The sequence below is a fragment of the Bacillus sp. KICET-1 genome (assembly GCF_027721405.1).
GTDB lineage: Bacteria > Bacillota > Bacilli > Bacillales > Bacillaceae > Bacillus > Bacillus velezensis.
Map to the genome: position 1 here is coordinate 1,271,573 of NZ_CP113515.1, position 25,322 is coordinate 1,296,894.

Consider the following 25,322-nt stretch of genomic DNA (forward strand, 5'->3'; position numbering starts at 1 on the left):
TCATGTTTTACAGTTCTGAAAATTTATTACTGGGGAGGCTTTCCTTATGTTATTTTTCATTGATACAGCAAACATTGACGAGATTAAAGAAGCTTATGAACTTGGCGTTCTTGCCGGAGTTACGACAAACCCTAGTTTAGTGGCGAAAGAAGCTGACGTGTCTTTCCATGACAGACTTCGTGAGATTACGGAAGTCGTGAGCGGATCAGTAAGCGCGGAAGTCATTTCCCTGAATGCTGAAGAAATGATTGAAGAAGGTAAAGAACTTGCGAAAATCGCACCGAATATCACGGTGAAAATCCCGATGACGTCTGAAGGGTTAAAAGCCGTAAAAGCGCTGAGCGATCTGAACATTAAAACAAACGTAACGCTCATCTTCAGCGCCAACCAGGCGCTTTTGGCGGCAAGAGCCGGAGCGACTTATGTATCTCCGTTCTTAGGCCGTCTGGATGATATCGGCCATAACGGTCTTGAACTGATTTCAGAAATAAGACAGATTTTTGACATTCATGACATTGATACACAAATCATCGCAGCTTCCATCCGTCATGCGCAGCACGTGACTGAAGCCGCTTTACGCGGTGCGCATATCGGTACGATGCCGCTGAAAGTCATTCACCAGCTGGCGAAACATCCGTTAACGGATAAAGGCATCGAGCAATTCTTGGCAGACTGGAATAAATAAAGATAAATAGGGCGGCAAACCGGTTGCATCCGTTTGCCGCACCCTTATGTTTTCCTGTTTGGCAGCGGGCCTTCAGTATCAAAGTGAAGAGTGTGTTTCCCCCGGAATGTGAACCCGGCGGGCCTCTGTGCATCCTGTGTTAAAAATGCCCCGCAAAGCTTCGCTATTTTCTTCCTGTTATTTTATAATGTCCTTGTATTCTTTCTCTTCGAATTGGCTACATTTTGGACAAGAGCTTTATTTGCAGAGACAGAATAAAATGCCATTTTATTTAGGGCTCCGCAGCTATCTTCTTATGGAAGGAGACTATCATGGAAAAGTTGAATATTGCCGGCGGCGATCCGTTAAACGGAACCGTACATATCAGCGGTGCGAAAAACAGCGCCGTCGCATTGATACCCGCAACCATTCTGGCAAATTCCGAAGTAACGATCGAAGGGCTTCCGGAGATCTCAGATATTGAAACGCTGCGTGACCTGCTGAAAGAAATCGGCGGAAACGTCCATTTTGAAAAAGGAGAAATGGTCGTCGACCCTTCCCCGATGATCAGCATGCCGCTTCCCAACGGCAAAGTGAAAAAACTCCGCGCTTCCTATTACTTAATGGGCGCGATGCTGGGCCGCTTCAAACAGGCGGTCATCGGACTGCCGGGCGGGTGCCATCTCGGGCCGCGGCCGATTGACCAGCACATCAAAGGGTTTGAAGCGCTTGGGGCGGAAGTCACCAATGAACAAGGCGCGATTTATCTGCGCGCCGAAAGGCTGAGAGGCGCACGGATTTATTTAGATGTCGTCAGCGTCGGAGCGACGATCAATATCATGCTTGCCGCTGTACTGGCTGAAGGTAAAACCGTGATAGAAAACGCCGCCAAGGAACCTGAGATTATTGATGTTGCCACATTGCTCACCAGCATGGGCGCAAAGATCAAAGGCGCGGGAACCAATGTAATCAGAATCGACGGCGTAAAAGAGCTGCACGGATGCAGGCATACGATCATTCCGGACAGAATTGAGGCGGGCACCTTTATGATCGCCGGCGCCGCGATGGGGAAAGAAGTCATTATTGATAATGTCATACCGACTCACCTGGAGTCTTTAACGGCGAAGCTCAGGGAAATGGGTTTTCGCATTGAGACGAGTGACGATCAGCTTCTTATGCTCGGCGGGCAGAAGCAGATAAAACCGGTCGACGTAAAAACGCTTGTTTACCCGGGATTTCCGACTGATCTTCAGCAGCCGATGACATCTCTGTTGACGAGAGCCAGCGGCACGAGCGTCGTAACCGACACCATCTACTCGGCCCGATTTAAACATATAGATGAGCTGAGACGGATGGGGGCCAACATGAAAGTGGAAGGCAGGTCGGCCATTATCACCGGTCCGGCCGAACTTCAGGGCGCAAAAGTAAAGGCGAGCGATCTGCGTGCAGGCGCTTGTCTGGTCGTCGCCGGGCTCATGGCTGACGGCGTAACCGAAATTACCGGTCTCGAGCATTTAGACCGCGGCTACAGCAATCTTGAGAAAAAACTCGAAGGTCTGGGCGCCACAATCTGGCGGCAAAGGCTGACGGACGAAGAGATAGAACAGCTCCAAAATTCATAGAAATGCGGACTTTTGAGAGGAGATCGTGTTGAAATGGAAAGAAGCTTATCGATGGAATTGGTTCGAGTCACTGAAGCGGCGGCTTTAGCATCTGCCAGATGGATGGGCCGCGGGAAAAAAGATGAAGCTGATGATGCGGCGACAAGCGCAATGCGTGACGTGTTTGACACGGTGCCGATGAAAGGCACGGTCGTGATCGGGGAAGGCGAGATGGATGAAGCGCCGATGCTTTACATCGGCGAAAAGCTCGGAAACGGATACGGCCCGCGCGTCGATGTCGCCGTCGATCCTCTTGAAGGCACAAACATCGTAGCGAGCGGCGGCTGGAATGCTCTGACGGTGATCGCGGTCGCCGACCATGGAACACTGCTGAACGCCCCGGATATGTATATGGAAAAAATCGCGGTCGGTCCCGAAGCGGTAGGCTGCATCGATATCGAAGCGCCTGTCATTGATAACTTAAAAGCCGTTGCGAAAGCGAAAAACAAAGACATTGAAGATGTCGTGGCAACCATTTTAAATCGTGACAGACATGAAAAAATCATCTCTGAATTGCGTGAGGCGGGCGCCAGAATCAAACTGATCAACGACGGTGATGTCGCGGGCGCCATCAATACGGCCTTTGACCATACGGGAGTAGATATTCTTTTCGGTTCAGGCGGGGCTCCTGAAGGCGTACTGTCTGCCGTTGCGTTAAAAGCGCTAGGCGGCGAAATCATCGGCAGGCTTCTGCCGCAAAGTGCGGAAGAGCAGGCGCGCTGTGAGAGAATGGGCCTTGATGTATCCAAAGTTCTCCGGATGGAGGACCTTGTGAGAGGGGATGACGCCATTTTTGCCGCAACGGGCGTCACGGACGGAGAGCTGCTGAAAGGCGTTCAGTTCAAAGGCTCCGTCGGCACGACTGAAAGCCTGGTCATCCGGGCGAAATCAGGAACGGTCCGATTCGTTGACGGAAGACACAGCCTGAAGAAAAAACCAAATCTTGTGATCCGGCCATAAATAGAGAAAAGCGGGACGGAAAGTCCCGCTTTTCTTTTGCAAAAAAGAGTCAACCCTATCATTTATATGTCAAAGCATTATTTAAGTTGAATAATTTTTTGAAATGAGGTAAAAATAAAGAGTGCTGCGATTTTTCTGTGTCATTCCTTCTTTTGAGTACTGGGAAATTTTCAAATTCTACCGCATACAGACGATATAAATATTGATCTTCTCAAGTTTTTGTCCTCGCTTCCTTCAAAACTCATTAAGACATTCCTTTTTTAAAAAAGCGCCGATCATGGGTGGAAGTGTTACCGATAGAAGTTCCTGAACGTTTTATAAAAGAATGTGCTTTGGCGGAATCATGCGAAGCAGCCGATTTGAATGAAAACAGCAATACATTGACTATGAAAAGCGTGGTGTTTTTATGAAAGACGTATCTATTTCCTCTTTGGAAAATATGAAATTAAAAGAACTATATGAACTGGCCAGACATTATAAAATCTCCTACTACAGCAAACTGACTAAAAAAGAATTAATCTTTGCCATTCTGAAAGCCAACGCCGAGCAGGAGGATCTTCTGTTTATGGAAGGCGTGCTCGAAATCATCCAATCGGAAGGATTCGGCTTCCTCAGACCGATTAATTACTCGCCGAGCTCAGAAGACATCTACATTTCTGCTTCCCAGATCCGCCGCTTTGATTTAAGAAACGGTGACAAAGTATCCGGCAAGGTGCGTCCGCCGAAAGAAAACGAACGCTATTACGGACTTTTGCACGTTGAAGCGGTAAATGGAGACGATCCGGAATCTGCGAAAGAGCGCGTTCATTTTCCCGCGCTGACACCGCTTTATCCGGACCGCCAAATGGTGCTTGAGACGAAACCGAATTATCTCTCAACAAGAATTCTCGATATGATGGCTCCCGTCGGTTTCGGCCAGCGCGGTCTGATCGTGGCGCCGCCGAAAGCCGGTAAAACCATGCTGTTAAAAGAAATCGCTAACAGCATTACGACAAATCAGCCTGACGCTGAATTGATCGTTCTCTTAATTGATGAAAGACCGGAAGAAGTAACGGATATTGAACGTTCCGTAGCGGGCGATGTCGTCAGCTCGACGTTCGATGAAGTGCCGGAAAATCACATTAAGGTAGCGGAGCTTGTGCTTGAACGGGCGATGCGTCTCGTTGAACACAAAAAAGACGTTATCATTCTGATGGACAGCATTACCCGCCTGGCACGGGCCTACAACCTCGTTATCCCGCCAAGCGGACGTACGCTTTCCGGCGGGATTGACCCGGCTGCGTTCCATCGTCCGAAGCGCTTTTTCGGTGCCGCGAGAAACATTGAAGAGGGCGGCAGCCTGACCATTTTGGCGACGGCGCTCGTTGACACGGGCTCCCGGATGGATGACGTCATCTACGAAGAGTTTAAAGGAACGGGCAACATGGAGCTTCACCTTGACCGTTCTCTTGCGGAAAGACGGATTTTCCCGGCGATCGATATCCGCCGCTCCGGCACGCGGAAGGAAGAGCTGCTCGTGCCGAAAGAGCATCTTGACCGTCTATGGGCAATCCGCAAATCGATGTCTGATTCTCCGGACTTCGCAGAGAAGTTTATGAGAAAAATGAAAAAAACAAAAACGAATCAGGAATTCTTCGATCTGATCAACCAAGAATGGAAGCAGGCAAACCTTTCATCATCAGCCCGCCGCTGATAAAAAATGTATTTGCAAATGCAGTAAATGACTGATATAATTCTCTCATATGCGTTCCGGATTCGCTCCGGAATAATAACTCTGTTTCCACACGGGATTCAGGGCGGAAGGAGATGGATACAATGAAAGCAGGAATTCATCCTAATTTCAAAAAAGCAACAGTTAAATGCGCTTGCGGAAATGAATTTGAAACAGGCTCAGTAAAAGAAGAGGTACGCGTTGAGATTTGCTCTGAATGCCACCCATTCTACACTGGACGTCAAAAATTCGCTTCTGCTGATGGTCGTGTTGATCGCTTTAACAAAAAATACGGTCTTAAGTAATAATAGATTTTACAGGCAGGCAAGAATTGCTTCTTGCCTGTTTTTTATGTCCATAAACAGGAAAAAAAGGGGAGCGGATAGCCTATGTACATAATGAAGCAAAGCGGATGGCTTGAGCTGATATGCGGCAGCATGTTCTCTGGGAAATCAGAAGAGCTGATCCGCAGAGTGAAAAGAGCGACTTATGCGAAGCAGGAGGTCAAGGTGTTCAAACCTGCCATTGATAATCGCTACAGTGAGGAGGCCGTCGTTTCTCACAACGGCACATCCATGACAAGCCACGTCATCTCGTCTTCGGCTGAAATATGGGATCATATCAGTGAAAGCACGGACGTCATCGCGGTAGATGAAGTGCAGTTTTTCGGCGAATCGATCATCGGCGACTTATCCTCGCTTGCGGATAAAGGCTATCGTGTCATCGCGGCCGGACTTGATATGGATTTCCGGGGAGAGCCGTTCGGCGTGGTGCCGAATCTGATGGCGGTTGCCGAATCAGTGATGAAGCTGCAGGCGGTCTGCTCCGTTTGCGGGTCGCCGGCAAGCCGTACGCAGCGTTTGATTGACGGGAAGCCCGCTTCCTATGATGATCCGGTCATTTTAGTCGGCGCGTCGGAGTCATACGAAGCGAGATGCAGACATCATCACGAAGTGCCGAAAAAACAGACTGATAAATAACCCTTTTCATGAAAACATCGGTAAAAAATCCGGTGTTTTTTTGACGGTTTTTCAAAAATTGTAGTTAATTAACTTAAAAAAGAGTATGAAAAAATTAAGTAATTTTCATCTCTTGAATTTTCATTTTTACAGACATAAAATGACTAAGTAATGTAAATAGTTATGAGACATTGTTCGAATAATTGTCAAAAAAAGATATAGCAGATCGCGATCACACTAGCCAAAATGGGTAATTACTTAACTTTGTTAACTATTTGAAGAAAGAAGGAGATTTTCTTGAATAATATTAAAGTAACGAAGGAAGGCAACTTAGAAACTACTTTAAGAGGAAAAGAAGTTCTATCTATCCCTACTTTAAATAAAGGTGTTGCGTTTTCAGCAGAAGAAAGAAAAAGCCTTGGATTAGACGGGCTGCTTCCTCCGACCATTCTGTCTCTTGATGAGCAGGCAAAACGCGCATACGAGCAGTTTCAAGCTCAGCCGGACCGCCTTCGCCAAAACGTGTATTTGAATGATTTGCAAAACCGTAACGAAGTTCTTTTCTTTAAATTGCTTCAAAACCATCTTCGTGAAATGCTGCCGGTTGTTTACACACCGACTGTCGGTGAAGCGATTCAAGAATACAGCCATGAGTACAGAAGACCTCAAGGGATTTACCTTTCTATCGACAACGTGGAAGGAATCGAAGAGGCATTTGAAAACCTTCATGCCACTGCCGGAGATATTGATCTGATCGTTGCGACAGACTCAGAAAGCATCCTCGGAATCGGTGACTGGGGTGTAGGCGGTATCAACATCGCCATCGGTAAATTAGCCGTATACACAGCGGCTGCCGGTATTGACCCAAGCCGTGTTATTCCTGTCGTTCTTGACGTCGGTACGAACAACGAAAAACTTCTGAACGATCCTTTATACATCGGTAACCGCCATGAACGTATCCAAGGCGAACGTTATGAAGCTTTCATTGACGCTTATGTAAAAGCTGCGCTTAAATATTTCCCTAAAGCTCTTCTTCACTGGGAAGACCTTGGAAACAAAAACGCGCGCAATATCATGAAGAAATACAACCATGAAATTCTTACATTCAACGACGACATTCAAGGAACAGGCGCGATTACGCTTGCAGGTGTGCTTGCGGCTATGAAGAAAACAGGCGCGTCTATTAAAGACCAGCGTGTGGTTGTCTTCGGTGCGGGATCTGCCGGAATCGGAATCGCTGACCAAATCCGCGACACTATGGTGCTTGCCGGTCTTTCTGAAGAAGAAGCCAACAAAGCGTTCTACACAATGGACTACAGAGGCTTGTTAATTGAAGGTATGGAAAACATTCTTGATTTCCAAGAGCCGTACCTGCGCACAGCTGAAGAAATTAAAGATTGGAAACGCGATGAAAACGGACAAATTCCTTTCATTGAAGTGATCCGTCAAGCGAAACCGACAATCTTAATCGGTACATCAGGCCAAAGCGGCGCGTTCAGTGAAGAAATCGTCAAAGAAATGGCAAAACACGTTGAGCGTCCGGTCATCATGCCGATGTCTAACCCGACACCGCTTGCTGAAGCCGTTCCTAGCGATCTATTCAAATGGACTGACGGCAAAGTGCTTGTGGCGACAGGAAGCCCGTTTGACAATGTAGAGTACAATGGCGTTTCTCATGAAATCGGACAATCTAACAACGCATTCGCGTTCCCTGGACTTGGTCTCGGTTCAATCGTTGTAGAAGCGAAAGTGATTACTCCTGCAATGTTTGCGGCAACTGCTGACGCAATCGCAGAAAGCGTTGATTTTGAAACACCGGGTGCAGGCCTTCTGCCGAGCATGAGCGACTTACAAGAAGTTTCAATTAAAGTTGCGATCGCCGTAGCGGAAACTGCCATTAAAGAAGGCGTGGCAAACCGCATTCCTGAGAATGTAGAACATGCCGTTCTTGATGCAATGTGGAAACCGCAATATAAACAAGTTATCGCTAAATAATTTTTACGATTAATTTTACAGTCCGAGGGAAAGCTTTTATGTAAAGGCTAAAGTATACGGACATTAAGGATTTGGAGGAGAATATTTTGAGCTTCTTAGATATTTTAATCCTCCTGGCGCCGATCTTTTTCGTGATCGTGCTGGGATGGTTCGCAGGTCGCTTCGGAAGTTATGACGCGAAGTCAGCAAAAGGGGTAAGCACCTTAGTTACGAAGTACGCGCTTCCGGCGCATTTTATCGCAAGTATTTTAACCACTTCAAGAAGTGCGTTTTTATCACAGGTTCCTTTGATGATCGCTTTGATCATTGGGATTGTCGGATTCTTTATCGTCATTCTGTTGGTTTGCAAATTTATCTTCAAGTATGATTTAACGAATTCATCTGTATTTTCTTTAAACTCTGCACAGCCGACATTTGCATTTATGGGTATTCCGGTACTCGGAAGCTTATTCGGAGCAAACGAAGTAGCGATTCCTATCGCCGTTACGGGTATCGTGGTTAATGCCATCCTTGACCCGCTTGCGATCATTATCGCTACTGTCGGAGAGTCATCTAAGAAACAAGACAGCGAAAACGAGAACTTCTGGAAAATGACTGGTAAGTCTATTCTTCACGGTCTTTCCGAACCGCTTGCGGCTGCACCGCTTATCAGTATCATTCTTGTGCTTTTCGGTGTAAGTCTTCCTGAGCTGGGCGACAAAATGCTTGAACAGCTCGGCAGCACAACATCAGGTGTTGCGCTCTTCGCCGTCGGTGTAACTGTCGGTATCCGCAACATTAAGCTCAGTCTGCCGGCTTTCGGTATCGCTTTGTTAAAAGTTGCCGTTCAGCCTGCACTGATGTACCTGATCGCTCTTGCAGTCGGACTTCCGGCTGACCAGATCACAAAAGCGGTATTGCTTGTTGCATTCCCTGGATCTGCGGTAGCGGCGATGATTGCCACACGTTTCGAAAAACAAGAGGAAGAAACTGCGTCTGCGTTCGTAATCAGTGCGATTTTATCTTTGATCTCACTGCCGATCATCATTGCGCTGACCGCATAATAAAAAGCTCCCTGTTTCAGGGAGCTTTTTTGATTAGAATTGAAATTTAAAAGGTGAAAATCTGGTTTTTTTTCTGGATTTCTTATGTTCTGAAGAAGCGGCTGTTTCTGAGAGGGGAGCTGTCTGGGCAAGTTCCTGGATGCGGGAGGCCAATGTCTGCAATTCGGCATTGAGGTCGTCGATTTCCCGCCTGTGCTGAAGAAGCTGATATGAGACCCCTTCATCCGCTTTTTGTTTCAGCTGGCGTTCCAGCTCTTCTATTCTTGAAAGCAGATGGTTCCCGTCCTGTTTCTCTTTCGTGAGAACATCCAGTTTGCGCTCCAGCTCTGCCAACCTTTGTTCAGCGCCGCCAGTGATTTTCGGACGCTGCAAAATGAAGCCCGTCCGTTTTTTCGGCTGCCGGGGCACTTGAACGTCCAGAAGGGCAGTGCCTTCAGAAATTTGCCGTTTGACCGATTTCAGCACATCAAGATCCTCAGGTGTAAAGGAATAATGTCCGAGCTCATTCCGTTCAGCCGGAAGATTCAGCTGCTTGACCCACCTTTGCACCGTTTTTGCGGAGACGCCGAGCTCTTTCGCGGCCATGTTTGTATTCATGATCACATACCTCCTTTTTGCTAGGTATTCGACCATGAGGCGGCGTTCCCTTCACGTTAGACAAAACAAGAAGGAATTCGCCAAAGAAAGCGGCATTTCTTCAAAAAACGTTACGCTTCATACAATTCAAGCGGAAGCTTGTCGGGATCGAAGAAAAAGGTAAACCGTTTCCCCGTCAGCGGATCGGTTCTGATCGGTTCTGTGCCGACGCCCTTTTCCTTTAACTCCCTGACGGCTGCTTCAAGATCGTTTACGGTGAAGGCGAGATGCCGGAGACCCGCGGCTTCCGGTCTGGTCGGCCGTTCGGGCGGATCGGGAAAGGAAAACAATTCAATCGCGTACGCGCCGTCCAGCGCCAGATCAAGTTTATAAGATCCGCGATCCTTTCGGTATGTTTCTTTTATAATGCCGAAACCGAGAATCTCGGTGTAAAAAGCTTTCGACTTTTCATAATCAGAGCATATGATTGCTATATGGTGGATGGATTTCAGCATATCCGCCCCTCCTTTTTTGCTTCAGTATAACAGAGGCGAATTGCTTTTGACTGGCGATAAGCCCTATACTATAATGAGAATGTTACGCACAGGAAAACAGAGGTGAAGACCGTGTTAGACCGTTTACAGTCAATTGAACAACGATACGAAAAATTAAATGAGCTTTTAAGTGATCCGGAAGTGGTCAACGATCCGAAAAAGCTTAGAGAATATTCGAAAGAGCAATCTGATATACAAGAAACCGTTGAAGTCTATAGACAATACAGAGACGCATCAGAACAGCTTGCCGATGCGAAAGCGATGCTTGAGGAAAAGCTTGATGCCGATATGAGAGAAATGGTGAAGGAAGAAATCTCCGAACTGCAGGGAGAGACGGAAACCTTATCAGAGCGTTTGAAAGTGCTCCTCATCCCGAAAGACCCGAACGATGACAAAAACGTAATCATGGAGATCCGCGGAGCAGCGGGAGGAGAAGAAGCCGCGCTGTTTGCGGGAAATCTCTACAGAATGTACTCCCGTTATGCCGAAATCCAAGGCTGGAAGACTGAAGTCATGGAAGCAAACGTGACCGGAACGGGCGGTTACAAAGAAATCATCTTTATGATTACGGGAAAAGGCGCATACTCCAAGCTGAAGTATGAAAATGGCGCGCACCGCGTACAGCGTGTTCCGGAAACGGAATCAGGCGGCCGTATTCATACATCCACGGCGACGGTGGCGTGTCTTCCTGAAGCGGAAGAAGTAGAAGTGGACATCCACGAAAAAGACATCCGCGTCGATACATTCGCATCAAGCGGACCGGGCGGACAAAGCGTAAACACGACGATGTCGGCCGTACGCCTGACGCATTTACCGACCGGTGTCGTCGTATCCTGTCAGGATGAAAAATCTCAGATTAAAAACAAAGAAAAAGCGATGAAGGTGCTCCGCGCCAGAATCTATGACAAATTCCAGCAGGAAGCTCAGGCTGAATATGATCAGACCCGCAAATCAGCCGTCGGTTCAGGCGACCGTTCCGAGCGTATCCGCACATACAATTTCCCGCAAAACCGTGTGACGGATCACCGCATCGGCCTGACGATTCAAAAGCTGGATCAAATCCTGGAAGGCAAGCTTGATGAAGTGGTTGAAGCGTTAATCGTAGAAGACCAGTCAAGCAAGCTCCAGCAGGCGGAAAATTAAGATGAAGACCGTTTTTGAAGCCCTAAGCTGGGCTTCTTCTTATTTAACCGAAGCGGGAAGAGAAAAAAACGCGGCCGAGCTGCTGCTGTTAAATGATACCGGAATGGATCGGAGCAAACTTCTCGCAAGTCTGCAGGAGCCCGTCGGCGAGGACGAGCTTTATCGATTCAGACGGCACGTGGAGATGCATAAAGAAGGTATTCCGATTCAATATATTATCGGGAAAGAACAGTTTTACGGCAGGGAATTTTTTGTGAATGACGATGTTCTCATTCCGCGTCCGGAGACGGAAGAAGTCGTCTTTCATCTGCTGGACAGACAGAAGCGGGCATTTTCCGAGGCAGAACGCCTGAACGTCATTGATATCGGTACGGGGAGCGGAGCCATTGCGGTGACGCTCGCCCTTGAATGCGGACATTTTTCAGTATCGGCTTCGGATATTTCAAAAGAAGCGCTGCAGGTGGCGGAAAGAAATGCGCAAAACCTCGGAGCGGGCGTGTGTTTTTTGCAGGGAGATCTGTTAACTCCTTTTATTTCATCAGGAAAAAAAGCGGATATTATTGTTTCCAATCCGCCGTATATTTCTGAAGAAGAAATGGCGGATTTGTCGGATATCGTCCGTTTCCATGAGCCGCTTCATGCTCTTACGGACGGCGGTGACGGTTTGAAATTCTACAAGCGGTTTATGGAGGAGCTGCCTCTTGTCATGAAAGATAAAGCGCTTGTCGTCTTTGAAATCGGATATAATCAGGGAAAAGCCGTGAAAGACCTGTTCCGTCATTCCTTTCCGAATGCGGAAGTGGAAGTCGTACAGGACATCAACGGAAAAGACAGAACCGTATCCGCGGTCATCACATCATGAAAAAAGCCCGCCGGTGACGCACACGGCGGGCTTTTGTTACAATGGAAAGAAAATGAAAGGGGCATCCGCCTTGAAAAAAGCGTTCGCCTTCGGATGTATACTCGCCGCCGCAGCTTATGCGGCGGGGTTTGTTCTGCCGTTTGGCTTTGGCATCATTTTCGGCGCCGTTACGGCTGTTCTTATCGTCACAGCGATCATCGTTTCCGGGTTGGCCGTAAGCGGAGCGGAGCAGCGGGCCAATTATCATTCTGAAACAGAAGAAGGACGGCACGCCCGTTTAAAGATGGCCGCCGTTTTCTTTTGCGCCGCTCTCCCTTCAGCCGGCTGTCTGCTGATTACGCTTCTGTAGCCGGATTTTGTCTTTGCAGCAATACGGAATCCCATACCCAATAGACGACGGCTGTTAAAACCGCAAAGATATAAAAGGCTGAATTAGAAAACAGAGATTGGCCTGACGGCTGCAAAAGACCGAAGATGATCCCGTTTGCAATGAATGACACCCCTAAATAATAAAGAAAATACAGCGGATGAAATCTCTTCGGCTTTTTATTCAGAAAGTATTGAAGCGGCAGCGCAAAAATCAAATAAGGAAACAAAAAATAAAACGCCATCGAAATGAAAGCCGCGATAATGAATTGATGAACATACAAAATAGAATAAATGACAGACATACATGCCGCCGACAGCAGCACGGTGTAATTATATTTCATCTGAAAACCTCCTATCAAAATAATATCGTACCATATTTTGAATCTGTCAATGCAGATTATCAGCTTGCTAGATTTTTTTCTTCCCGCCGGTTTAAACCTTTTCCGTCATGTCCATAATGGGACTAGATAAAAAAAGCACGGAGAGGAACGGTGGGGACCGATGAAACAGACGATGATGATCTGCATATATATTTTTCTTTTATTATCAGGAGCGCTTGCGGGTTTGACAAAAGAAGAAACAGCGCGGGCATCAGCCGATGAGCCCGTCGTCATACCGGATGAAGCGATCCGGCTCAGGATTTTGGCCAACAGTGATAACGATGAGGATCAAAAGCTCAAGCGCCAGATCAGAGATGCTGTAAACAAGCAAATCACGGACTGGGTGAAAGATATCACTTCCATTGAAGAAGCGCGGCGGCTCATTCGTTCGAAGCTTCCTGAAATTAAAGAAATCGCCAAACAAACGATGAAAGAAAAGGGTGCGCATCAATCCGTTTCAGTTCAATTCAATAAAATCTCGTTTCCGACAAAGCTGTACGGCAATATGGTCTATCCGGCCGGAAAATATGAAGCGATTTTAATTACACTCGGCAATGGCGAGGGCGCCAACTGGTGGTGCGTCTTGTTTCCGCCGCTGTGCTTCCTTGATTTCTCAAACGGCGAAGCGGTGAAAGATCAGGAAGACGGCGGACAGAAGCAGGAAGAAACGCAGAAACAGACTAAAAAAGTGCTGGATGACGTAAAAGCAAAGGCTGATAAAGCGAAGAAAGAAAAGAAAGATGACGATGATACGGAAGTGAAGTTTTTCCTCGTCGATTGGATTTCAGATCTATTTTCCTGAAGCAAAAGGCATAAATCCGGATTCGATTCATAGATTGGAAGAAAGAGTTGATCGAAACGGAGGGAAATATATGTTTTATCAGCTGAGAGTGGCAAGAGATCAAGATACGGAGGCGCTGGAGGCCTTTTTGAAAAAGGCTGATACGGCACATGCGGAAATCGATCAGCAGATCAGCCGTTTTATCGTGCTGGAAGACAGTGAAAAAAAGATTGCCGCCTGTCTCGGGATCGAAAAATTCAGCGGCGGAAAAGGGCTTCTCCGTTCACTCGTCATGTCGGACAGGCTGAATCAAAGCCATATCGTTACACTGTTTCAAAGTATGGATGTGCTGTGCAAAAAACATGAGATTCAAGATGTCTACTTAGTCGCCAATCAGCCCTCATCCGCTGAGTTTCTGAATGTGATGGGATTTGAAGCGTGCGCCAATGCGCCTGATGAACTGTATACGTCCGAACATTTCCGCAATTCGTTATGCACAGAAGGTTCGTTTTTAATGGTGAAAACCTCTGCCTGATCTAACTTATACACAAGGTTATCCACTTATTAAAAAGTGTTGTCCACAGTTTGTGGATAACACTTGTTTTATTAAAGGACATCTTTTATACTTTCAAAAGGAATACACGAGAGAAAATAAAGTTTTACCGCTTTAAAATAAGGAGTTTGGTTATACATGAAAACAAGAAGATGGTTTGTGGATTGTTCCGCAGAATTATCCACAACCGATCCCCAGATTACACAAGCCGCGGAATTGCTCCGGCAGAATGAGGTTGTGGCTTTTCCGACAGAAACCGTTTACGGACTGGGCGCTAACGCTGAAAATACGGAAGCCGTAACGAAAATATATGAGGCGAAAGGAAGGCCGAGCGATAATCCGCTGATTGTGCATATATCCCACATCAGCCAGCTTGATCGTTTTATCAGCCATATTCCTGAGACGGCGAAAAAGCTTATGGAGCTATTCTGGCCGGGGGCGCTGACCCTTGTCTTGCCGTGTAAGCCCGGTGTGCTGTCACCCCGTGTCACCGCGGGACTTGAGACGGTAGCTGTCAGAATGCCTGATCATCCGGCAGCATTAGCCCTCATCAGCTCGGCCGGACTGCCGATCGCAGCGCCGAGCGCCAATTTATCAGGAAAACCGAGCCCGACGAAGGCCGAGCATGTAGCTCATGATTTAAACGGCCGCATTGCCGGTATTGTGGACGGCGGCGCGACGGGAATCGGAGTGGAATCAACCGTTCTGTCCTGTACGGGGAAACAGCCCGTGCTGCTTCGTCCGGGCGGCGTGACAAAAGAGCAGATTGAATCCGCCGCCGGTCCGGTTCTTGTGGATAAAGGGCTGACCGAAGAAGATGAGGTTCCTATTTCTCCGGGTATGAAATATACACATTACGCGCCTTCTGCGCCGATGGCTATTGCCGACGGCGGCGCCCGGAGAATTCAAGAACTGGCAGACACATATAAAAGCCGGGGGAAACGAATCGGCATTCTGACAACAGAAGAGAACGCCGATAGTTACCAGGCTGATTATATCAAGGTCTGCGGCAGACGCGCCGACCTTGAAACAGTGGCGTCCGCCTTATACGATGCGCTCCGCAGCTTTGATGAAGCGGAAGTGGACATGATTATTTCTGAGTCCTTTCCGGATACCGGAGTGGGGCTCGCCATTATGAACAGGCTGATGAAAGCCGCAGGCGGCACCGTTATCCATTAACTTGTTCTACCCCTTATCGGACATGCATAAGCTAAACAAGCGGGCACGTCCAAGGGGGTTTTTATTTCATGTCGAATCTATTCATCGGGGAACTTGTCTCCTTAAGCATCATGGCATTTGCTTTGGGGACGGATGCCTTTTCCGTCGGGCTCGGGATGGGAATGATTCAGCTGAAGAAAAAACAGATTTTTCATATAGGGGTTGTCATCGGGCTGTTTCATGTCATGATGCCGCTTACGGGAATGGCGGCCGGGCATCTGCTGTCCGGTTTTCTGGGGATGCTCGCCGTTTACATCGGCGGATCTCTTCTCTTCATTTTAGGGGTGCAGATGATCATTGCCGCGTTTAAACAATCAGACGGGCCGCTCATATCTCCGGCAGGCTCGGGACTGTTGCTGTTTGCGGTCGGCGTCAGTCTGGACAGCTTTTCTGTCGGGCTCAGTCTCGGGATGAACGGCTCCAATCCGTTTCTGGCCGTTACGCTGTTCGGTGTCTTCAGCACCGTTTTAACATGGGCGGGCCTTTTGGCTGGAAGAAAGGTGCAGTCGTGGCTCGGCTCCTACAGCGAAGCGCTTGGCGGAGCCATTTTGATCGGATTCGGGCTGAAACTGCTTTTACCGATATAAGATACGTAAAAAAAGAAACGAAGATGCCGTTTCTTTTTTCTTCATTTATAATAGGCAGTAAGAGGTGACGGACATGAAAATAATCTTTGTATGTACAGGCAATACGTGCCGCAGTCCTATGGCTGAGGCTCTTTTTAAATCCATTGCAGAAACGAAAGGGCTGGATGTCAGCGTAAGCTCGGCCGGCGTATTCGCGTCTCCGCACGGAAAAGCGTCGGCCCATGCCGTAGAAGCGCTGTTTGAAAAACGGATCGCTCTCAATCACAGTTCATCTCCCCTATCGGAAGAACATATCGAGACGGCTGATCTGGTGCTGGCGATGACTGAACAGCACAAACAGCTGATTGAAGGCCGATATCAAAACAGTCAGGGCAAAGTCTTTACCATTAAAGAATACGTAACGGGGGAAAACGGCGATATCTCTGACCCGTTCGGCGGTCCGCTTGATGTTTATAAACAGACGCGGGACGAACTGGAGGAGCTGCTGACCCTTTTGGCTGATCAATTGCTTGACAGAAAAAGCAAGTAATCTGTCAGAAAATCTGCAAACAGGTCATTTGCAAAACGAATGTGAAAGAGTAGAATGAAATCAACGGATTTCGTAATAAAAAGGACAAGCACACTGGGCTGTCTTCGCCCAGCCACACCTAGGAGGTAAATGAATGAAAGTAGCTATTGCGTCAGATCACGGCGGCGTCCATATCCGCGAAGAAATAAAAAGTCTTTTGGATGAATTGCAGATTGAATACATTGATATGGGCTGTGAATGCGGCGCCGGCTCTGTCGATTATTCAGACTACGCTTTTCCGGTAGCGGAAAAAGTGGTGAACGGCGAAGCTGACAGGGGAATTTTAATTTGCGGCACAGGCATCGGCATGAGCATCTCCGCAAATAAGGTAAAGGGCATACGCTGTGCGCTTGCCCATGACACCTTCAGCGCAAAAGCGACGCGTGAACACAATGACACGAATGTTCTTGCGATGGGCGAACGCGTCATCGGCCCGGGGCTGGCGCGCGAAATCGCAAAAGTCTGGCTGACGACTGAATTTACGGGCGGCCGCCACGAACGGCGGATCGGCAAAATCGCAGATTACGAAGAAAAAAATCTGTAAGAGGTGCTGGACAATGGAAGAGATGAAGCAAAAATGGACGGACATGCTGACTGAGTTTCAAGAGCAGGCAGGACTGACGGACGGCAGTCTGCTGGTGATCGGGTGCAGTACAAGTGAAGCCGCCGGAAGCCGGATCGGCACCGCCGGAAGCGGGGATTGGGCTGAATTGATATACGGCGGACTTAACCGGTTTAAGGAAAAAACGGGTGTGCATCTTGCTTTTCAATGCTGCGAGCATTTAAACAGGGCGCTTGTCATTGAAGCGGAAACGGCCGAGCGGTTCAGGCTCCCCATTGTTTCAGCCGTCCCCGTCCCGAAAGCGGGCGGAGCGATGGCCTCTTATGCATACCGGCAGATGCGTTCTCCCGTGCTCGCTGAATCGATTCAGGCTGACGCCGGGATTGACATCGGTGATACGTTCATCGGCATGCATCTGAAACCCGTTGCCGTCCCTGTCCGGATATCAAGCCGTGAGCTTGGAGAAGCACATGTGACGATGGCCCGGACAAGGCCGAAGCTGATAGGCGGAATTCGCGCCGTTTATGAATGCGAATGATGAAAATACTTTTCCTGTATAATGTTCGTGTTTTCTAATTAAATTTTGTGATTTTTTTAAATAAGCTGTTACATTCACCTGAAAAACCATGTACAATAAGGGTGGTAAAAATAAAGAACAGGAAACGGATAGGAGAGGATCTCGCTGATGAAACATTTACCTGTACAAGACAAACAAGTGTTTAACGCCATCAAAGATGAGCGTAAGCGTCAACAGACTAAGATCGAATTAATTGCTTCTGAAAACTTCGTGACGGAAGCGGTAATGGAAGCGCAAGGCTCTGTTTTAACAAACAAATATGCTGAAGGCTACCCCGGCAAACGCTACTACGGCGGCTGTGAGCATGTTGATGTCGTTGAGGACATCGCCCGCGACCGCGCGAAAGAGATTTTCGGAGCTGAGCATGTAAACGTTCAGCCGCACTCAGGCGCTCAAGCGAACATGGCTGTTTACTTCACGATTTTAGAGCACGGCGACACGGTGCTCGGGATGAACCTCTCCCACGGCGGCCACTTAACACACGGAAGCCCGGTTAATTTCAGCGGCGTTCAATACAACTTTGTAGAATACGGTGTCGATAAAGACACGCAATATATAGATTATGAAGATGTGCGTGAAAAAGCGCTGGCGCATAAGCCGAAACTCATCGTTGCCGGAGCGAGCGCGTACCCCCGCACGATCGACTTTAAAAAATTCCGCGAAATCGCTGATGAAGTCGGCGCTTACTTCATGGTAGACATGGCGCATATCGCGGGTCTTGTCGCAGCCGGTCTTCATCCGAATCCGGTTCCTTACGCTGACTTTGTAACGACAACGACTCACAAAACACTTCGCGGACCCCGCGGAGGAATGATCCTTTGCCGTGAAGAGTTCGGCAAAAAGATTGATAAATCCATTTTCCCGGGAATCCAAGGCGGACCGCTTATGCATGTCATCGCGGCCAAAGCCGTTTCTTTCGGAGAAGTGCTTGAAGATGATTTCAAAACATATGCGCAAAACGTCATCTCGAACGCGAAGCGCCTGGCTGAGTCTCTGAACAAAGAGGGCATTCAGCTCGTATCAGGCGGAACGGATAACCACCTTGTGCTTGTCGACCTCCGTTCTCTCGGTCTGACCGGAAAAGTCGCTGAACACGTTCTTGATGAAATCGGCATTACATCTAATAAAAACGCGATCCCTTACGATCCGGAAAAACCGTTCGTCACAAGCGGAATCCGTCTCGGTACGGCAGCTGTGACAAGCCGCGGCTTTGACGGTGACGCGCTTGAAGAAGTCGGCGCCATCATCGGCCTCGCGCTGAAAAATCATGAAGACGAAGCAAAACTTGAAGAAGCGAGACAGCGCGTATCTGCCTTGACTGAAAAGTTTCCTTTATATAAAGAACTGGACTATTAATAAGGAAGAAACCCGCCGGAACCTTAATCCGGCGGGTTTTTTTATGATTTTCTTGAAACTGTTTGTCTTTTTCTGTAGAATCAATAGAAGTGTGAAAAAGTCACTCGGACAACAAAAAAGGAGCTGAACACAGTATGGGAAAGGTTTACGTATTTGATCATCCTTTAATCCAGCATAAGCTGACATATATTCGGAATGAAAATACAGGCACAAAGGATTTCAGAGACCTGGTGGACGAAGTCGCATCACTGATGGCGTTTGAAATTACACGTGATCTTCCTCTTAAAGAAGTGGAAGTGAAAACACCTGTTCAAACAGCGACATCCAAAGTGATTTCAGGGAAGAAACTCGGTATCGTGCCGATCCTGAGAGCGGGTCTCGGAATGGTTGACGGCATGCTGAAATTAATCCCGGCCGCTAAAGTGGGACATGTCGGATTATACCGTGATCCGGAAACCTTAAAACCGGTGGAATACTATGTCAAGCTTCCTTCTGATGTAGAAGAACGCGAATTTATTGTCGTGGATCCGATGCTTGCTACGGGAGGCTCTGCGGTGGAAGCGATAAACAGCCTGAAAAAGCGCGGCGCGAGAAACATTCGTTTTATGTGTCTTGTAGCGGCTCCGGAAGGCGTGGAAGAGCTTATGAAACATCATTCTGACGTTGATATTTATATCGCCGCCCTTGATGAAAAACTGAATGAAAAAGGCTATATCGTTCCGGGCCTCGGGGACGCGGGTGACAGACTGTACGGAACCAAATAAATCGGAAAACCTCATTCAGGGGTTTTCTTTTTTTATCCAGATATTTGCTGAATGGGCAGAGTTCATACATTTATAGGTGAATTTGTGAACATTCTGTGTATGCTTCCGGTATAAAAAGTTTTTTAACTTTAAACAGATTGACACATGTTAGGGGCTATTGTATGCTAAACGAGGGTATTATGAGAAGGTTTTCATTCCTTTCATTTCTAGTATCCATCCTCATTTTAAATCCTCCAAAAAACCCGTTATATGAGGATTTATCTAAGCGAATGAAACAGCATCCCGTGGCATCAGGAGGATGAGTGGTTTTTTCGAACAGGCCGTTTTGCGGACAAAAAAGGCCTTCTGCAAGGGTTAACCGCATGTTTTGCCGTATCCAGGAATTATATTACATTTTCATCAGGAGACAGATAGTTGATGGACGATCCCAATCTTACATTCAGCAGACAACGGAGATATGTATTTGTAATCTTAGCAATCTATTTGCTGGGATATGGTCTTACGGCGTATAAAACTGTTTTTTTAGGCCTCTTTTTGGGAACTGTTTTCAGTTTGTTTAATTTGTGGCTCTTGACCAGAAGAATGAATGCTTTTGACAAGGCCGTGGCGAAAGGAAAGTCCATACGATCACTCGGGAGCGCAGCGCGTTGGTGCAATGCGATACTTGCGATGGCTGTCGCCTTTAAATATCCCGATAAAGTCAGTGTGGCAAGTGTGATTATTGGATTAATGACAATTTATCCCGTCATTATGATAGATTCCATTATTCAGCTCAAACGTTCATCAATGGAAGAGAGGTGAAAACCCATTGAATCACGATTACAGAACTATTGATTTGTTTGGTCTTACTTTTAATCTGACAAACATTCTGATGATTACTGTGGCAAGTGTGATTGTGCTGCTGATTGCGATTCTCACTACGAGAACGCTGTCTATCCGTCCGGGAAAAGCCCAGAACTTCATGGAATGGATTGTTGATTTTGTCCGCAATATTATAGGCAGTACAATGGATTTAAAAACAGGGGCTAACTTCTTGGCGCTTGGTGTAACCTTGCTGATGTACATATTTGTATCAAATATGCTGGGGCTGCCGTTTTCTGTAACGGTCGGACACGAGCTTTGGTGGAAATCACCGACGGCCGATCCGGCTATTACTCTGACTCTAGCCGTTATGGTTGTGTCGTTAACGCACTATTACGGCGTGAAGATGAAAGGTTTGAAGGAATACTCTAAGGATTACCTCAGACCGGTTCCGCTTATGTTCCCGATGAAGATTATTGAGGAGTTTGCGAATACGCTGACACTCGGACTTCGTCTTTACGGTAACATTTTCGCCGGGGAAATTCTTCTTGGCCTGCTTGCGAATCTGGCGACGAATTTCTACTCAAACAGCTTCTTTCTCGGTTTGGTCGGCACAGTCGGAGCCATTCTTCCGATGCTTGCATGGCAGGCGTTCAGCTTGTTCATCGGGACCATCCAGGCATTTATCTTTACGATGCTGACGATGGTGTACATGTCACACAAAATCAGTCATGATCATTAAAATCATATATCCATTCGGATAACATTTTAAAGGAGGAACTTTTTCATGAATTTAATAGCAGCTGCAATTGCAATCGGTTTAGGCGCACTTGGTGCAGGTATTGGTAACGGTCTGATCGTTTCACGTACGGTAGAGGGAATCGCCCGTCAGCCGGAAGCAGGAAAAGAACTTAGAACTCTTATGTTCATGGGTATCGCATTGGTTGAGGCCCTTCCGATTATCGCTGTCGTTATCGCGTTCTTAGCGTTCTTTGGCTAAGCAAAAAAGCCTTATATGAACTAAAAATGGCGAAGATCACTCTAAGAGAACCTTCGCCATTGCTTTATGTCTGATAAGCAGGCCGTCCCGAAACGGCTTTTTATCAGCAGAGAAAACCTGCAGAAGGGAGTTGCCGTAGTAGATGTCTCAATTACCTCTTGAATTAGGACTGTCGTTTAACGGCGGAGATATCCTATTCCAATTGTTAGCTATGTTAGTTTTATTAGCGCTTCTCAAGAAATTCGCTCTTGGACCGCTATTAAATATAATGAAACAGCGTGAAGATCATATCGCCGGCGAAATTACGTCCGCTGAAGAAAGAAATAAAGAAGCGCAGAAGCTGATTGAAGAGCAGCGCGTTCTTTTAAAAGAAGCGAAACAGGAATCACAATCACTCATTGAAAATGCGAAAAAACTGGGTGAAAAGCAGAAGGAAGACATTATCCAGGCTGCACGCGCCGAGTCTGAAAGATTGAAAGAAGCGGCGAGAACCGAAATTGTCAAAGAAAAAGAACAAGCGGTTTCCGCACTTCGCGAGCAAGTCGCATCACTTTCTGTCTTAATCGCATCGAAAGTGATTGAAAAAGAGCTTGATGAACAAGCCCAGGAACAACTGATTCAGGACTATCTTAAAGAGGTAGGAGAAAGCCGATGAGTGGATCTGCTGTCTCTAAACGATACGCGTCAGCGCTTTTCGACATTGCCGTTGAGACTTCTCAAATCAATGAAATCGAAGAAGAGCTTACCGTACTAAAAGAAGTGTTCCGGAACGAAGCCGGATTACAGGAAGTGTTAAGCCATCCGAAGGTATCGGCCGCTAAGAAAAAAGAGCTGATTCAGCAATCGTTCGGCGCACTGTCTGAGTCTGTGCTGCATACGATTTTTCTTCTGATTGACCGCCGCCGGTCTTCGATTGTGCCTGATCTCACAGACGAGTTTATCAAACTTGCCAATCAGGCCCGTCAGACAGAGGACGCGGTTGTTTATTCAGTAAAACCGCTGTCAGAAGCGGAAATGTTATCATTGTCTCAAGTGTTTGCAAAAAAAGCCGGAATCGCTTCGCTCAGAATCAGAAATGAAGTGCAGACGGATTTAATAGGCGGCATTAAAGTCCGCATTGGAAACCGGATTTATGACGGAAGCGTGAGCGGAAAGCTTGAGCGCATGGAACGTCAACTTGCCGGAGGAAATCGATAGAAGGGGTGAAACCTAAGTGAGCATCAAAGCTGAAGAGATTAGCACGCTGATAAAGCAGCAAATTCAAAATTACCAATCTGAAATTGAAGTTCATGACGTAGGTACAGTCATCCAAGTCGGAGACGGTATTGCGCGTGTGCACGGCCTTGACAATTGTATGGCCGGTGAACTTGTTGAGTTTTCAAACGGCGTTTTGGGTATGGCTCAAAACCTTGAAGAATCCAACGTAGGTATCGTTATCTTAGGACCTTACAGAGATATCCGTGAAGGTGATGAGGTCAAAAGAACAGGCCGTATCATGGAAGTTCCTGTAGGTGAAGAATTAATCGGACGTATCGTCAACCCGCTCGGACAGCCGGTAGACGGACTGGGTCCGATTCTGACAAGCAAAACACGTCCGATCGAAAGCCCGGCTCCAGGCGTAATGGACCGTAAATCAGTACATGAGCCGCTGCAAACGGGTATCAAAGCGATCGACGCGTTAATTCCGATCGGCCGCGGACAGCGTGAGCTGATTATCGGGGACCGTCAGACAGGTAAAACATCTGTTGCGATTGATACAATCTTAAACCAAAAAGATCAAGACATGATCTGTGTGTACGTAGCGATCGGCCAAAAAGAATCTACAGTGCGCGGCGTAGTGGAAACACTTCGTAAGCATGGCGCGCTTGATTACACGATTGTCGTGACAGCGTCCGCTTCACAGCCGGCTCCGCTTCTGTACCTTGCACCGTATGCAGGGGTGACAATGGGTGAAGAATTCATGTACAACGGCAAGCACGTTCTCGTCGTATATGATGATTTATCTAAACAAGCGGCCGCTTACCGTGAGCTGTCATTGCTTCTTCGCCGTCCGCCGGGCCGTGAAGCATTCCCTGGGGATGTATTCTATCTTCACTCCCGTCTGCTTGAGCGCGCAGCCAAACTGAGTGACGCAAAAGGCGCAGGATCAATTACGGCGCTGCCGTTCGTCGAAACACAAGCAGGAGATATCTCCGCTTATATCCCGACAAACGTCATTTCCATTACTGACGGACAGATTTTCCTTCAATCCGACCTATTCTTCTCAGGCGTGCGTCCTGCGATCAATGCCGGATTATCCGTATCCCGTGTCGGCGGATCAGCCCAAATCAAAGCGATGAAAAAGGTAGCGGGAACATTGCGTCTTGACCTGGCTTCATACCGTGAACTTGAAGCGTTCGCCCAATTCGGATCTGATCTTGACCAGGCGACTCAGGCGAAACTGAACCGCGGTGCGCGTACAGTTGAAGTGCTGAAGCAAGACTTGAATAAACCGCTTCCGGTTGAAAAACAGGTAGCCATTCTTTATGCGCTGACAAAAGGATATCTTGATGATATTCCGGTTGCGGATATCAGACGTTTTGAAGAAGAGTACTACATGTACCTTGATCAAAACCATAAAGATCTGCTTGACGGCATTGCGAAAACAGGAAACCTTCCTGCTGATGAAGACTTCAAAGCTGCAATCGAAGGCTTCAAACGCACATTTGCACCAAGCAACTAACCCTTAGAAGATGAGAGAAAAAGGTTCTCTTTTTCTCTCTTTTTACGCAAATGAAGAATAAAGGTGGTGAAATCTTTGGCCTCATTACGCGATATTAAGTCAAGGATCACGTCAACGAAAAAAACAAGCCAGATTACAAAAGCCATGCAGATGGTATCCGCTGCGAAGCTGAACCGTGCGGAAACCAACGCGAAGTCATTTGCTCCGTATATGGATAAGATCCAGGAGGTTGTGTTTAACGTCGGAAAAGGCGCGAAAAACGCGAAACACCCGATGCTTGTCTCAAGAGAAGTGAAAAAGACGGCGTATCTCGTCATTACGTCTGACCGCGGGCTTGCGGGTGCGTTTAACAGTTCGGTTTTGCGAAACGCTTACCGCACCATTCAAGAACGCCATCAGTCTAAAGATGAATACACGGTGATTGCAATCGGCAGAGTCGGCCGCGATTTCTTCAAAAAACGAGAAATGCCGATTTTGTCTGAGTTAGTGGGGCTTGGCGACGAGGTCACTTTTGCTCAGATTAAAGATTTGACCCGTCAGACGGTTCAAATGTTTATCGACGGCGCTTTTGATGAACTGCATTTGGTGTATAACCATTTCGTCAGTGCGATTTCACAGGAAGTGACGGAGAAAAAAGTGCTGCCTTTAACGGATTTCGGAACGAGCGGCGGGAAGCGCACGGCTTCTTACGAGTTCGAACCGGATGAAGAAGAGGTGCTCGAAGTGCTGCTTCCTCAATATGCGGAAAGCTTAATTTACGGCGCGCTTCTTGACAGTAAAGCAAGTGAACACGCTGCGAGAATGACAGCAATGAAAAATGCGACGGATAATGCGAAAGAACTCATTGATTCACTTTCGCTTTCATATAACCGCGCGCGTCAAGCAGCGATTACACAAGAAATTACCGAAATTGTCGGCGGTGCAGCCGCTTTAGAATAGAAAGATTTTGTCAGGAG

At 47.4% G+C, this 25,322-nt stretch carries 30 protein-coding genes and 1 pseudogene; 28 read left to right on the forward strand and 3 right to left on the reverse strand.

What is annotated here, in order from left to right:
• Positions 1 to 46: 46 nt before the first annotated feature.
• The 9 genes and pseudogenes from fsa (at position 47) to OVA33_RS06540 (ending at position 8,993) form a co-directional block, all read left to right on the forward strand.
• On the forward strand, positions 47 to 685 hold the full coding sequence (fsa, locus tag OVA33_RS06500) for a fructose-6-phosphate aldolase (RefSeq protein WP_007407613.1): 639 nt from the start codon (positions 47 to 49) through the stop codon (positions 683 to 685).
• Positions 686 to 996: 311 nt separating this feature from the next.
• Positions 997 to 2,286 (forward strand): UDP-N-acetylglucosamine 1-carboxyvinyltransferase, encoded by a 1,290-nt coding sequence (locus tag OVA33_RS06505; protein ID WP_017418728.1) that lies wholly within the window; start codon positions 997 to 999, stop codon positions 2,284 to 2,286.
• A 33-nt stretch (positions 2,287 to 2,319) separates the two neighbouring features.
• Positions 2,320 to 3,285 carry a class II fructose-bisphosphatase gene (gene glpX / locus OVA33_RS06510; RefSeq protein ID WP_003151105.1) on the forward strand — a complete coding sequence of 322 codons (966 nt, stop codon included), beginning with the start codon at positions 2,320 to 2,322 and terminating at the stop codon, positions 3,283 to 3,285.
• A gap of 201 nt (positions 3,286 to 3,486) precedes the next feature.
• A pseudogene (locus OVA33_RS20665) lies at positions 3,487 to 3,695 on the forward strand (hypothetical protein).
• A complete protein-coding gene (gene rho / locus OVA33_RS06520) occupies positions 3,692 to 4,978 on the forward strand; it encodes a transcription termination factor Rho (RefSeq protein WP_003151107.1) in 1,287 nt (428 codons plus the stop codon). The pseudogene OVA33_RS20665 and the gene rho overlap by 4 nt, the downstream one beginning before the upstream one ends.
• 122 nt (positions 4,979 to 5,100) lie before the next feature.
• The gene (gene rpmE, locus OVA33_RS06525; RefSeq protein ID WP_003151132.1) at positions 5,101 to 5,301 is read left to right on the forward strand and encodes a 50S ribosomal protein L31; all 201 of its coding nucleotides are present in this window, start codon (positions 5,101 to 5,103) and stop codon (positions 5,299 to 5,301) included.
• An 84-nt stretch (positions 5,302 to 5,385) separates the two neighbouring features.
• Complete coding sequence (locus tag OVA33_RS06530) at positions 5,386 to 5,976, forward strand: thymidine kinase (RefSeq protein ID WP_128974136.1); 591 nt, start codon at positions 5,386 to 5,388, stop codon at positions 5,974 to 5,976.
• 276 nt (positions 5,977 to 6,252) lie between these two features.
• A complete protein-coding gene (gene malS, locus OVA33_RS06535; RefSeq protein ID WP_048367753.1) occupies positions 6,253 to 7,950 on the forward strand; it encodes an oxaloacetate-decarboxylating malate dehydrogenase in 1,698 nt (565 codons plus the stop codon).
• Between the two features lie 86 nt (positions 7,951 to 8,036).
• On the forward strand, positions 8,037 to 8,993 hold the full coding sequence (locus OVA33_RS06540) for an AEC family transporter (RefSeq protein WP_065180298.1): 957 nt from the start codon (positions 8,037 to 8,039) through the stop codon (positions 8,991 to 8,993).
• 33 nt (positions 8,994 to 9,026) lie between these two features.
• Here OVA33_RS06540 and racA read toward each other — a convergent pair whose 3' ends face one another.
• Together racA and gloA2 are read right to left on the reverse strand one after the other, a co-directional pair.
• Positions 9,027 to 9,590: a chromosome-anchoring protein RacA gene (gene racA, locus OVA33_RS06545; protein ID WP_025649378.1), complete on the reverse strand. Its 564-nt coding sequence runs from the start codon at positions 9,588 to 9,590 to the stop codon at positions 9,027 to 9,029.
• A gap of 110 nt (positions 9,591 to 9,700) precedes the next feature.
• Positions 9,701 to 10,084 (reverse strand): SMU1112c/YaeR family gloxylase I-like metalloprotein, encoded by a 384-nt coding sequence (gene gloA2 / locus OVA33_RS06550; RefSeq protein ID WP_007614387.1) that lies wholly within the window; start codon positions 10,082 to 10,084, stop codon positions 9,701 to 9,703.
• A gap of 111 nt (positions 10,085 to 10,195) precedes the next feature.
• Between gloA2 and prfA the strand changes: the two genes are divergently transcribed.
• The 3 genes from prfA to OVA33_RS06565 all read left to right on the forward strand — a co-directional run bounded on the left by prfA (position 10,196) and on the right by OVA33_RS06565 (position 12,477).
• On the forward strand, positions 10,196 to 11,266 hold the full coding sequence (prfA, locus tag OVA33_RS06555) for a peptide chain release factor 1 (RefSeq protein WP_003151139.1): 1,071 nt from the start codon (positions 10,196 to 10,198) through the stop codon (positions 11,264 to 11,266).
• A gap of 1 nt (position 11,267) precedes the next feature.
• Positions 11,268 to 12,128: a peptide chain release factor N(5)-glutamine methyltransferase gene (prmC, locus tag OVA33_RS06560; RefSeq protein WP_025649376.1), complete on the forward strand. Its 861-nt coding sequence runs from the start codon at positions 11,268 to 11,270 to the stop codon at positions 12,126 to 12,128.
• Positions 12,129 to 12,198: 70 nt separating this feature from the next.
• A complete protein-coding gene (locus OVA33_RS06565) occupies positions 12,199 to 12,477 on the forward strand; it encodes a DUF5316 family protein (protein ID WP_025649375.1) in 279 nt (92 codons plus the stop codon).
• On the opposite strand, the gene OVA33_RS06570 is transcribed toward OVA33_RS06565, so the two are convergent.
• Complete coding sequence (locus OVA33_RS06570) at positions 12,464 to 12,838, reverse strand: UPF0715 family protein (protein WP_003151143.1); 375 nt, start codon at positions 12,836 to 12,838, stop codon at positions 12,464 to 12,466. The two genes, OVA33_RS06565 and OVA33_RS06570, sit on opposite strands and share 14 nt — an antisense overlap.
• 160 nt (positions 12,839 to 12,998) lie before the next feature.
• Between OVA33_RS06570 and spoIIR the strand changes: the two genes are divergently transcribed.
• The 16 genes from spoIIR to atpG all read left to right on the forward strand — a co-directional run bounded on the left by spoIIR (position 12,999) and on the right by atpG (position 25,305).
• Positions 12,999 to 13,679 (forward strand): stage II sporulation protein R, encoded by a 681-nt coding sequence (gene spoIIR, locus OVA33_RS06575; protein WP_014419106.1) that lies wholly within the window; start codon positions 12,999 to 13,001, stop codon positions 13,677 to 13,679.
• Between the two features lie 70 nt (positions 13,680 to 13,749).
• Positions 13,750 to 14,193, forward strand: a complete 444-nt coding sequence (locus OVA33_RS06580) for a GNAT family N-acetyltransferase (RefSeq protein WP_014419105.1) — start codon at positions 13,750 to 13,752, stop codon at positions 14,191 to 14,193.
• 156 nt (positions 14,194 to 14,349) lie between these two features.
• Positions 14,350 to 15,390, forward strand: coding sequence for an L-threonylcarbamoyladenylate synthase (locus OVA33_RS06585; RefSeq protein ID WP_017418733.1), 1,041 nt, complete (start codon positions 14,350 to 14,352; stop codon positions 15,388 to 15,390).
• Positions 15,391 to 15,458: 68 nt separating this feature from the next.
• Positions 15,459 to 16,016: a manganese efflux pump MntP gene (locus OVA33_RS06590; RefSeq protein ID WP_017418734.1), complete on the forward strand. Its 558-nt coding sequence runs from the start codon at positions 15,459 to 15,461 to the stop codon at positions 16,014 to 16,016.
• 73 nt (positions 16,017 to 16,089) lie between these two features.
• Positions 16,090 to 16,545 (forward strand): low molecular weight protein arginine phosphatase, encoded by a 456-nt coding sequence (locus tag OVA33_RS06595; protein ID WP_017418735.1) that lies wholly within the window; start codon positions 16,090 to 16,092, stop codon positions 16,543 to 16,545.
• A 133-nt stretch (positions 16,546 to 16,678) separates the two neighbouring features.
• Positions 16,679 to 17,128, forward strand: coding sequence for a ribose 5-phosphate isomerase B (rpiB, locus tag OVA33_RS06600; RefSeq protein WP_003151149.1), 450 nt, complete (start codon positions 16,679 to 16,681; stop codon positions 17,126 to 17,128).
• Between the two features lie 13 nt (positions 17,129 to 17,141).
• A complete protein-coding gene (locus OVA33_RS06605) occupies positions 17,142 to 17,684 on the forward strand; it encodes a TIGR01440 family protein (protein ID WP_007407598.1) in 543 nt (180 codons plus the stop codon).
• A 147-nt stretch (positions 17,685 to 17,831) separates the two neighbouring features.
• Positions 17,832 to 19,079 carry a serine hydroxymethyltransferase gene (glyA, locus tag OVA33_RS06610; protein WP_007614376.1) on the forward strand — a complete coding sequence of 416 codons (1,248 nt, stop codon included), beginning with the start codon at positions 17,832 to 17,834 and terminating at the stop codon, positions 19,077 to 19,079.
• A gap of 134 nt (positions 19,080 to 19,213) precedes the next feature.
• Positions 19,214 to 19,843, forward strand: coding sequence for a uracil phosphoribosyltransferase (gene upp, locus OVA33_RS06615; protein ID WP_014419100.1), 630 nt, complete (start codon positions 19,214 to 19,216; stop codon positions 19,841 to 19,843).
• Between the two features lie 417 nt (positions 19,844 to 20,260).
• A complete protein-coding gene (gene atpI / locus OVA33_RS06620) occupies positions 20,261 to 20,644 on the forward strand; it encodes an ATP synthase subunit I (protein ID WP_003151155.1) in 384 nt (127 codons plus the stop codon).
• Positions 20,645 to 20,651: 7 nt separating this feature from the next.
• On the forward strand, positions 20,652 to 21,386 hold the full coding sequence (gene atpB / locus OVA33_RS06625) for a F0F1 ATP synthase subunit A (RefSeq protein WP_014419099.1): 735 nt from the start codon (positions 20,652 to 20,654) through the stop codon (positions 21,384 to 21,386).
• Positions 21,387 to 21,431: 45 nt separating this feature from the next.
• The gene (gene atpE / locus OVA33_RS06630) at positions 21,432 to 21,644 is read left to right on the forward strand and encodes a F0F1 ATP synthase subunit C (RefSeq protein WP_003151167.1); all 213 of its coding nucleotides are present in this window, start codon (positions 21,432 to 21,434) and stop codon (positions 21,642 to 21,644) included.
• A 142-nt stretch (positions 21,645 to 21,786) separates the two neighbouring features.
• Positions 21,787 to 22,299 (forward strand): F0F1 ATP synthase subunit B, encoded by a 513-nt coding sequence (gene atpF / locus OVA33_RS06635; RefSeq protein ID WP_003151168.1) that lies wholly within the window; start codon positions 21,787 to 21,789, stop codon positions 22,297 to 22,299.
• Complete coding sequence (locus tag OVA33_RS06640; protein WP_003151169.1) at positions 22,296 to 22,841, forward strand: F0F1 ATP synthase subunit delta; 546 nt, start codon at positions 22,296 to 22,298, stop codon at positions 22,839 to 22,841. The genes atpF and OVA33_RS06640 overlap by 4 nt, the downstream gene beginning before the upstream one ends.
• Positions 22,842 to 22,857: 16 nt before the next feature.
• Entirely contained in the window at positions 22,858 to 24,366 is a 1,509-nt protein-coding gene (gene atpA / locus OVA33_RS06645) for a F0F1 ATP synthase subunit alpha (protein WP_017418736.1), read from the forward strand.
• Positions 24,367 to 24,441: 75 nt separating this feature from the next.
• Positions 24,442 to 25,305, forward strand: a complete 864-nt coding sequence (gene atpG, locus OVA33_RS06650; RefSeq protein ID WP_003151172.1) for an ATP synthase F1 subunit gamma — start codon at positions 24,442 to 24,444, stop codon at positions 25,303 to 25,305.
• The last annotated feature ends 17 nt before the right edge of the window (positions 25,306 to 25,322 follow it).

Coding starts and splice junctions, on each gene's coding strand:
- fsa (WP_007407613.1), top strand. CDS start 47: ATGTTATTTTTCATTGATACAGCAAACATTGACGAGATTAAAGAAGCT.
- OVA33_RS06505 (WP_017418728.1), top strand. CDS start 997: ATGGAAAAGTTGAATATTGCCGGCGGCGATCCGTTAAACGGAACCGTA.
- glpX (WP_003151105.1), top strand. CDS start 2,320: ATGGAAAGAAGCTTATCGATGGAATTGGTTCGAGTCACTGAAGCGGCG.
- rho (WP_003151107.1), top strand. CDS start 3,692: ATGAAAGACGTATCTATTTCCTCTTTGGAAAATATGAAATTAAAAGAA.
- rpmE (WP_003151132.1), top strand. CDS start 5,101: ATGAAAGCAGGAATTCATCCTAATTTCAAAAAAGCAACAGTTAAATGC.
- OVA33_RS06530 (WP_128974136.1), top strand. CDS start 5,386: ATGTACATAATGAAGCAAAGCGGATGGCTTGAGCTGATATGCGGCAGC.
- racA (WP_025649378.1), bottom strand. CDS start 9,590: ATGAATACAAACATGGCCGCGAAAGAGCTCGGCGTCTCCGCAAAAACG.
- gloA2 (WP_007614387.1), bottom strand. CDS start 10,084: ATGCTGAAATCCATCCACCATATAGCAATCATATGCTCTGATTATGAA.
- prmC (WP_025649376.1), top strand. CDS start 11,268: ATGAAGACCGTTTTTGAAGCCCTAAGCTGGGCTTCTTCTTATTTAACC.
- OVA33_RS06570 (WP_003151143.1), bottom strand. CDS start 12,838: ATGAAATATAATTACACCGTGCTGCTGTCGGCGGCATGTATGTCTGTC.
- spoIIR (WP_014419106.1), top strand. CDS start 12,999: ATGAAACAGACGATGATGATCTGCATATATATTTTTCTTTTATTATCA.
- OVA33_RS06580 (WP_014419105.1), top strand. CDS start 13,750: ATGTTTTATCAGCTGAGAGTGGCAAGAGATCAAGATACGGAGGCGCTG.
- OVA33_RS06585 (WP_017418733.1), top strand. CDS start 14,350: ATGAAAACAAGAAGATGGTTTGTGGATTGTTCCGCAGAATTATCCACA.
- OVA33_RS06590 (WP_017418734.1), top strand. CDS start 15,459: ATGTCGAATCTATTCATCGGGGAACTTGTCTCCTTAAGCATCATGGCA.
- OVA33_RS06595 (WP_017418735.1), top strand. CDS start 16,090: ATGAAAATAATCTTTGTATGTACAGGCAATACGTGCCGCAGTCCTATG.
- rpiB (WP_003151149.1), top strand. CDS start 16,679: ATGAAAGTAGCTATTGCGTCAGATCACGGCGGCGTCCATATCCGCGAA.
- OVA33_RS06605 (WP_007407598.1), top strand. CDS start 17,142: ATGGAAGAGATGAAGCAAAAATGGACGGACATGCTGACTGAGTTTCAA.
- glyA (WP_007614376.1), top strand. CDS start 17,832: ATGAAACATTTACCTGTACAAGACAAACAAGTGTTTAACGCCATCAAA.
- upp (WP_014419100.1), top strand. CDS start 19,214: ATGGGAAAGGTTTACGTATTTGATCATCCTTTAATCCAGCATAAGCTG.
- atpI (WP_003151155.1), top strand. CDS start 20,261: ATGGACGATCCCAATCTTACATTCAGCAGACAACGGAGATATGTATTT.
- atpE (WP_003151167.1), top strand. CDS start 21,432: ATGAATTTAATAGCAGCTGCAATTGCAATCGGTTTAGGCGCACTTGGT.
- atpF (WP_003151168.1), top strand. CDS start 21,787: ATGTCTCAATTACCTCTTGAATTAGGACTGTCGTTTAACGGCGGAGAT.
- OVA33_RS06640 (WP_003151169.1), top strand. CDS start 22,296: ATGAGTGGATCTGCTGTCTCTAAACGATACGCGTCAGCGCTTTTCGAC.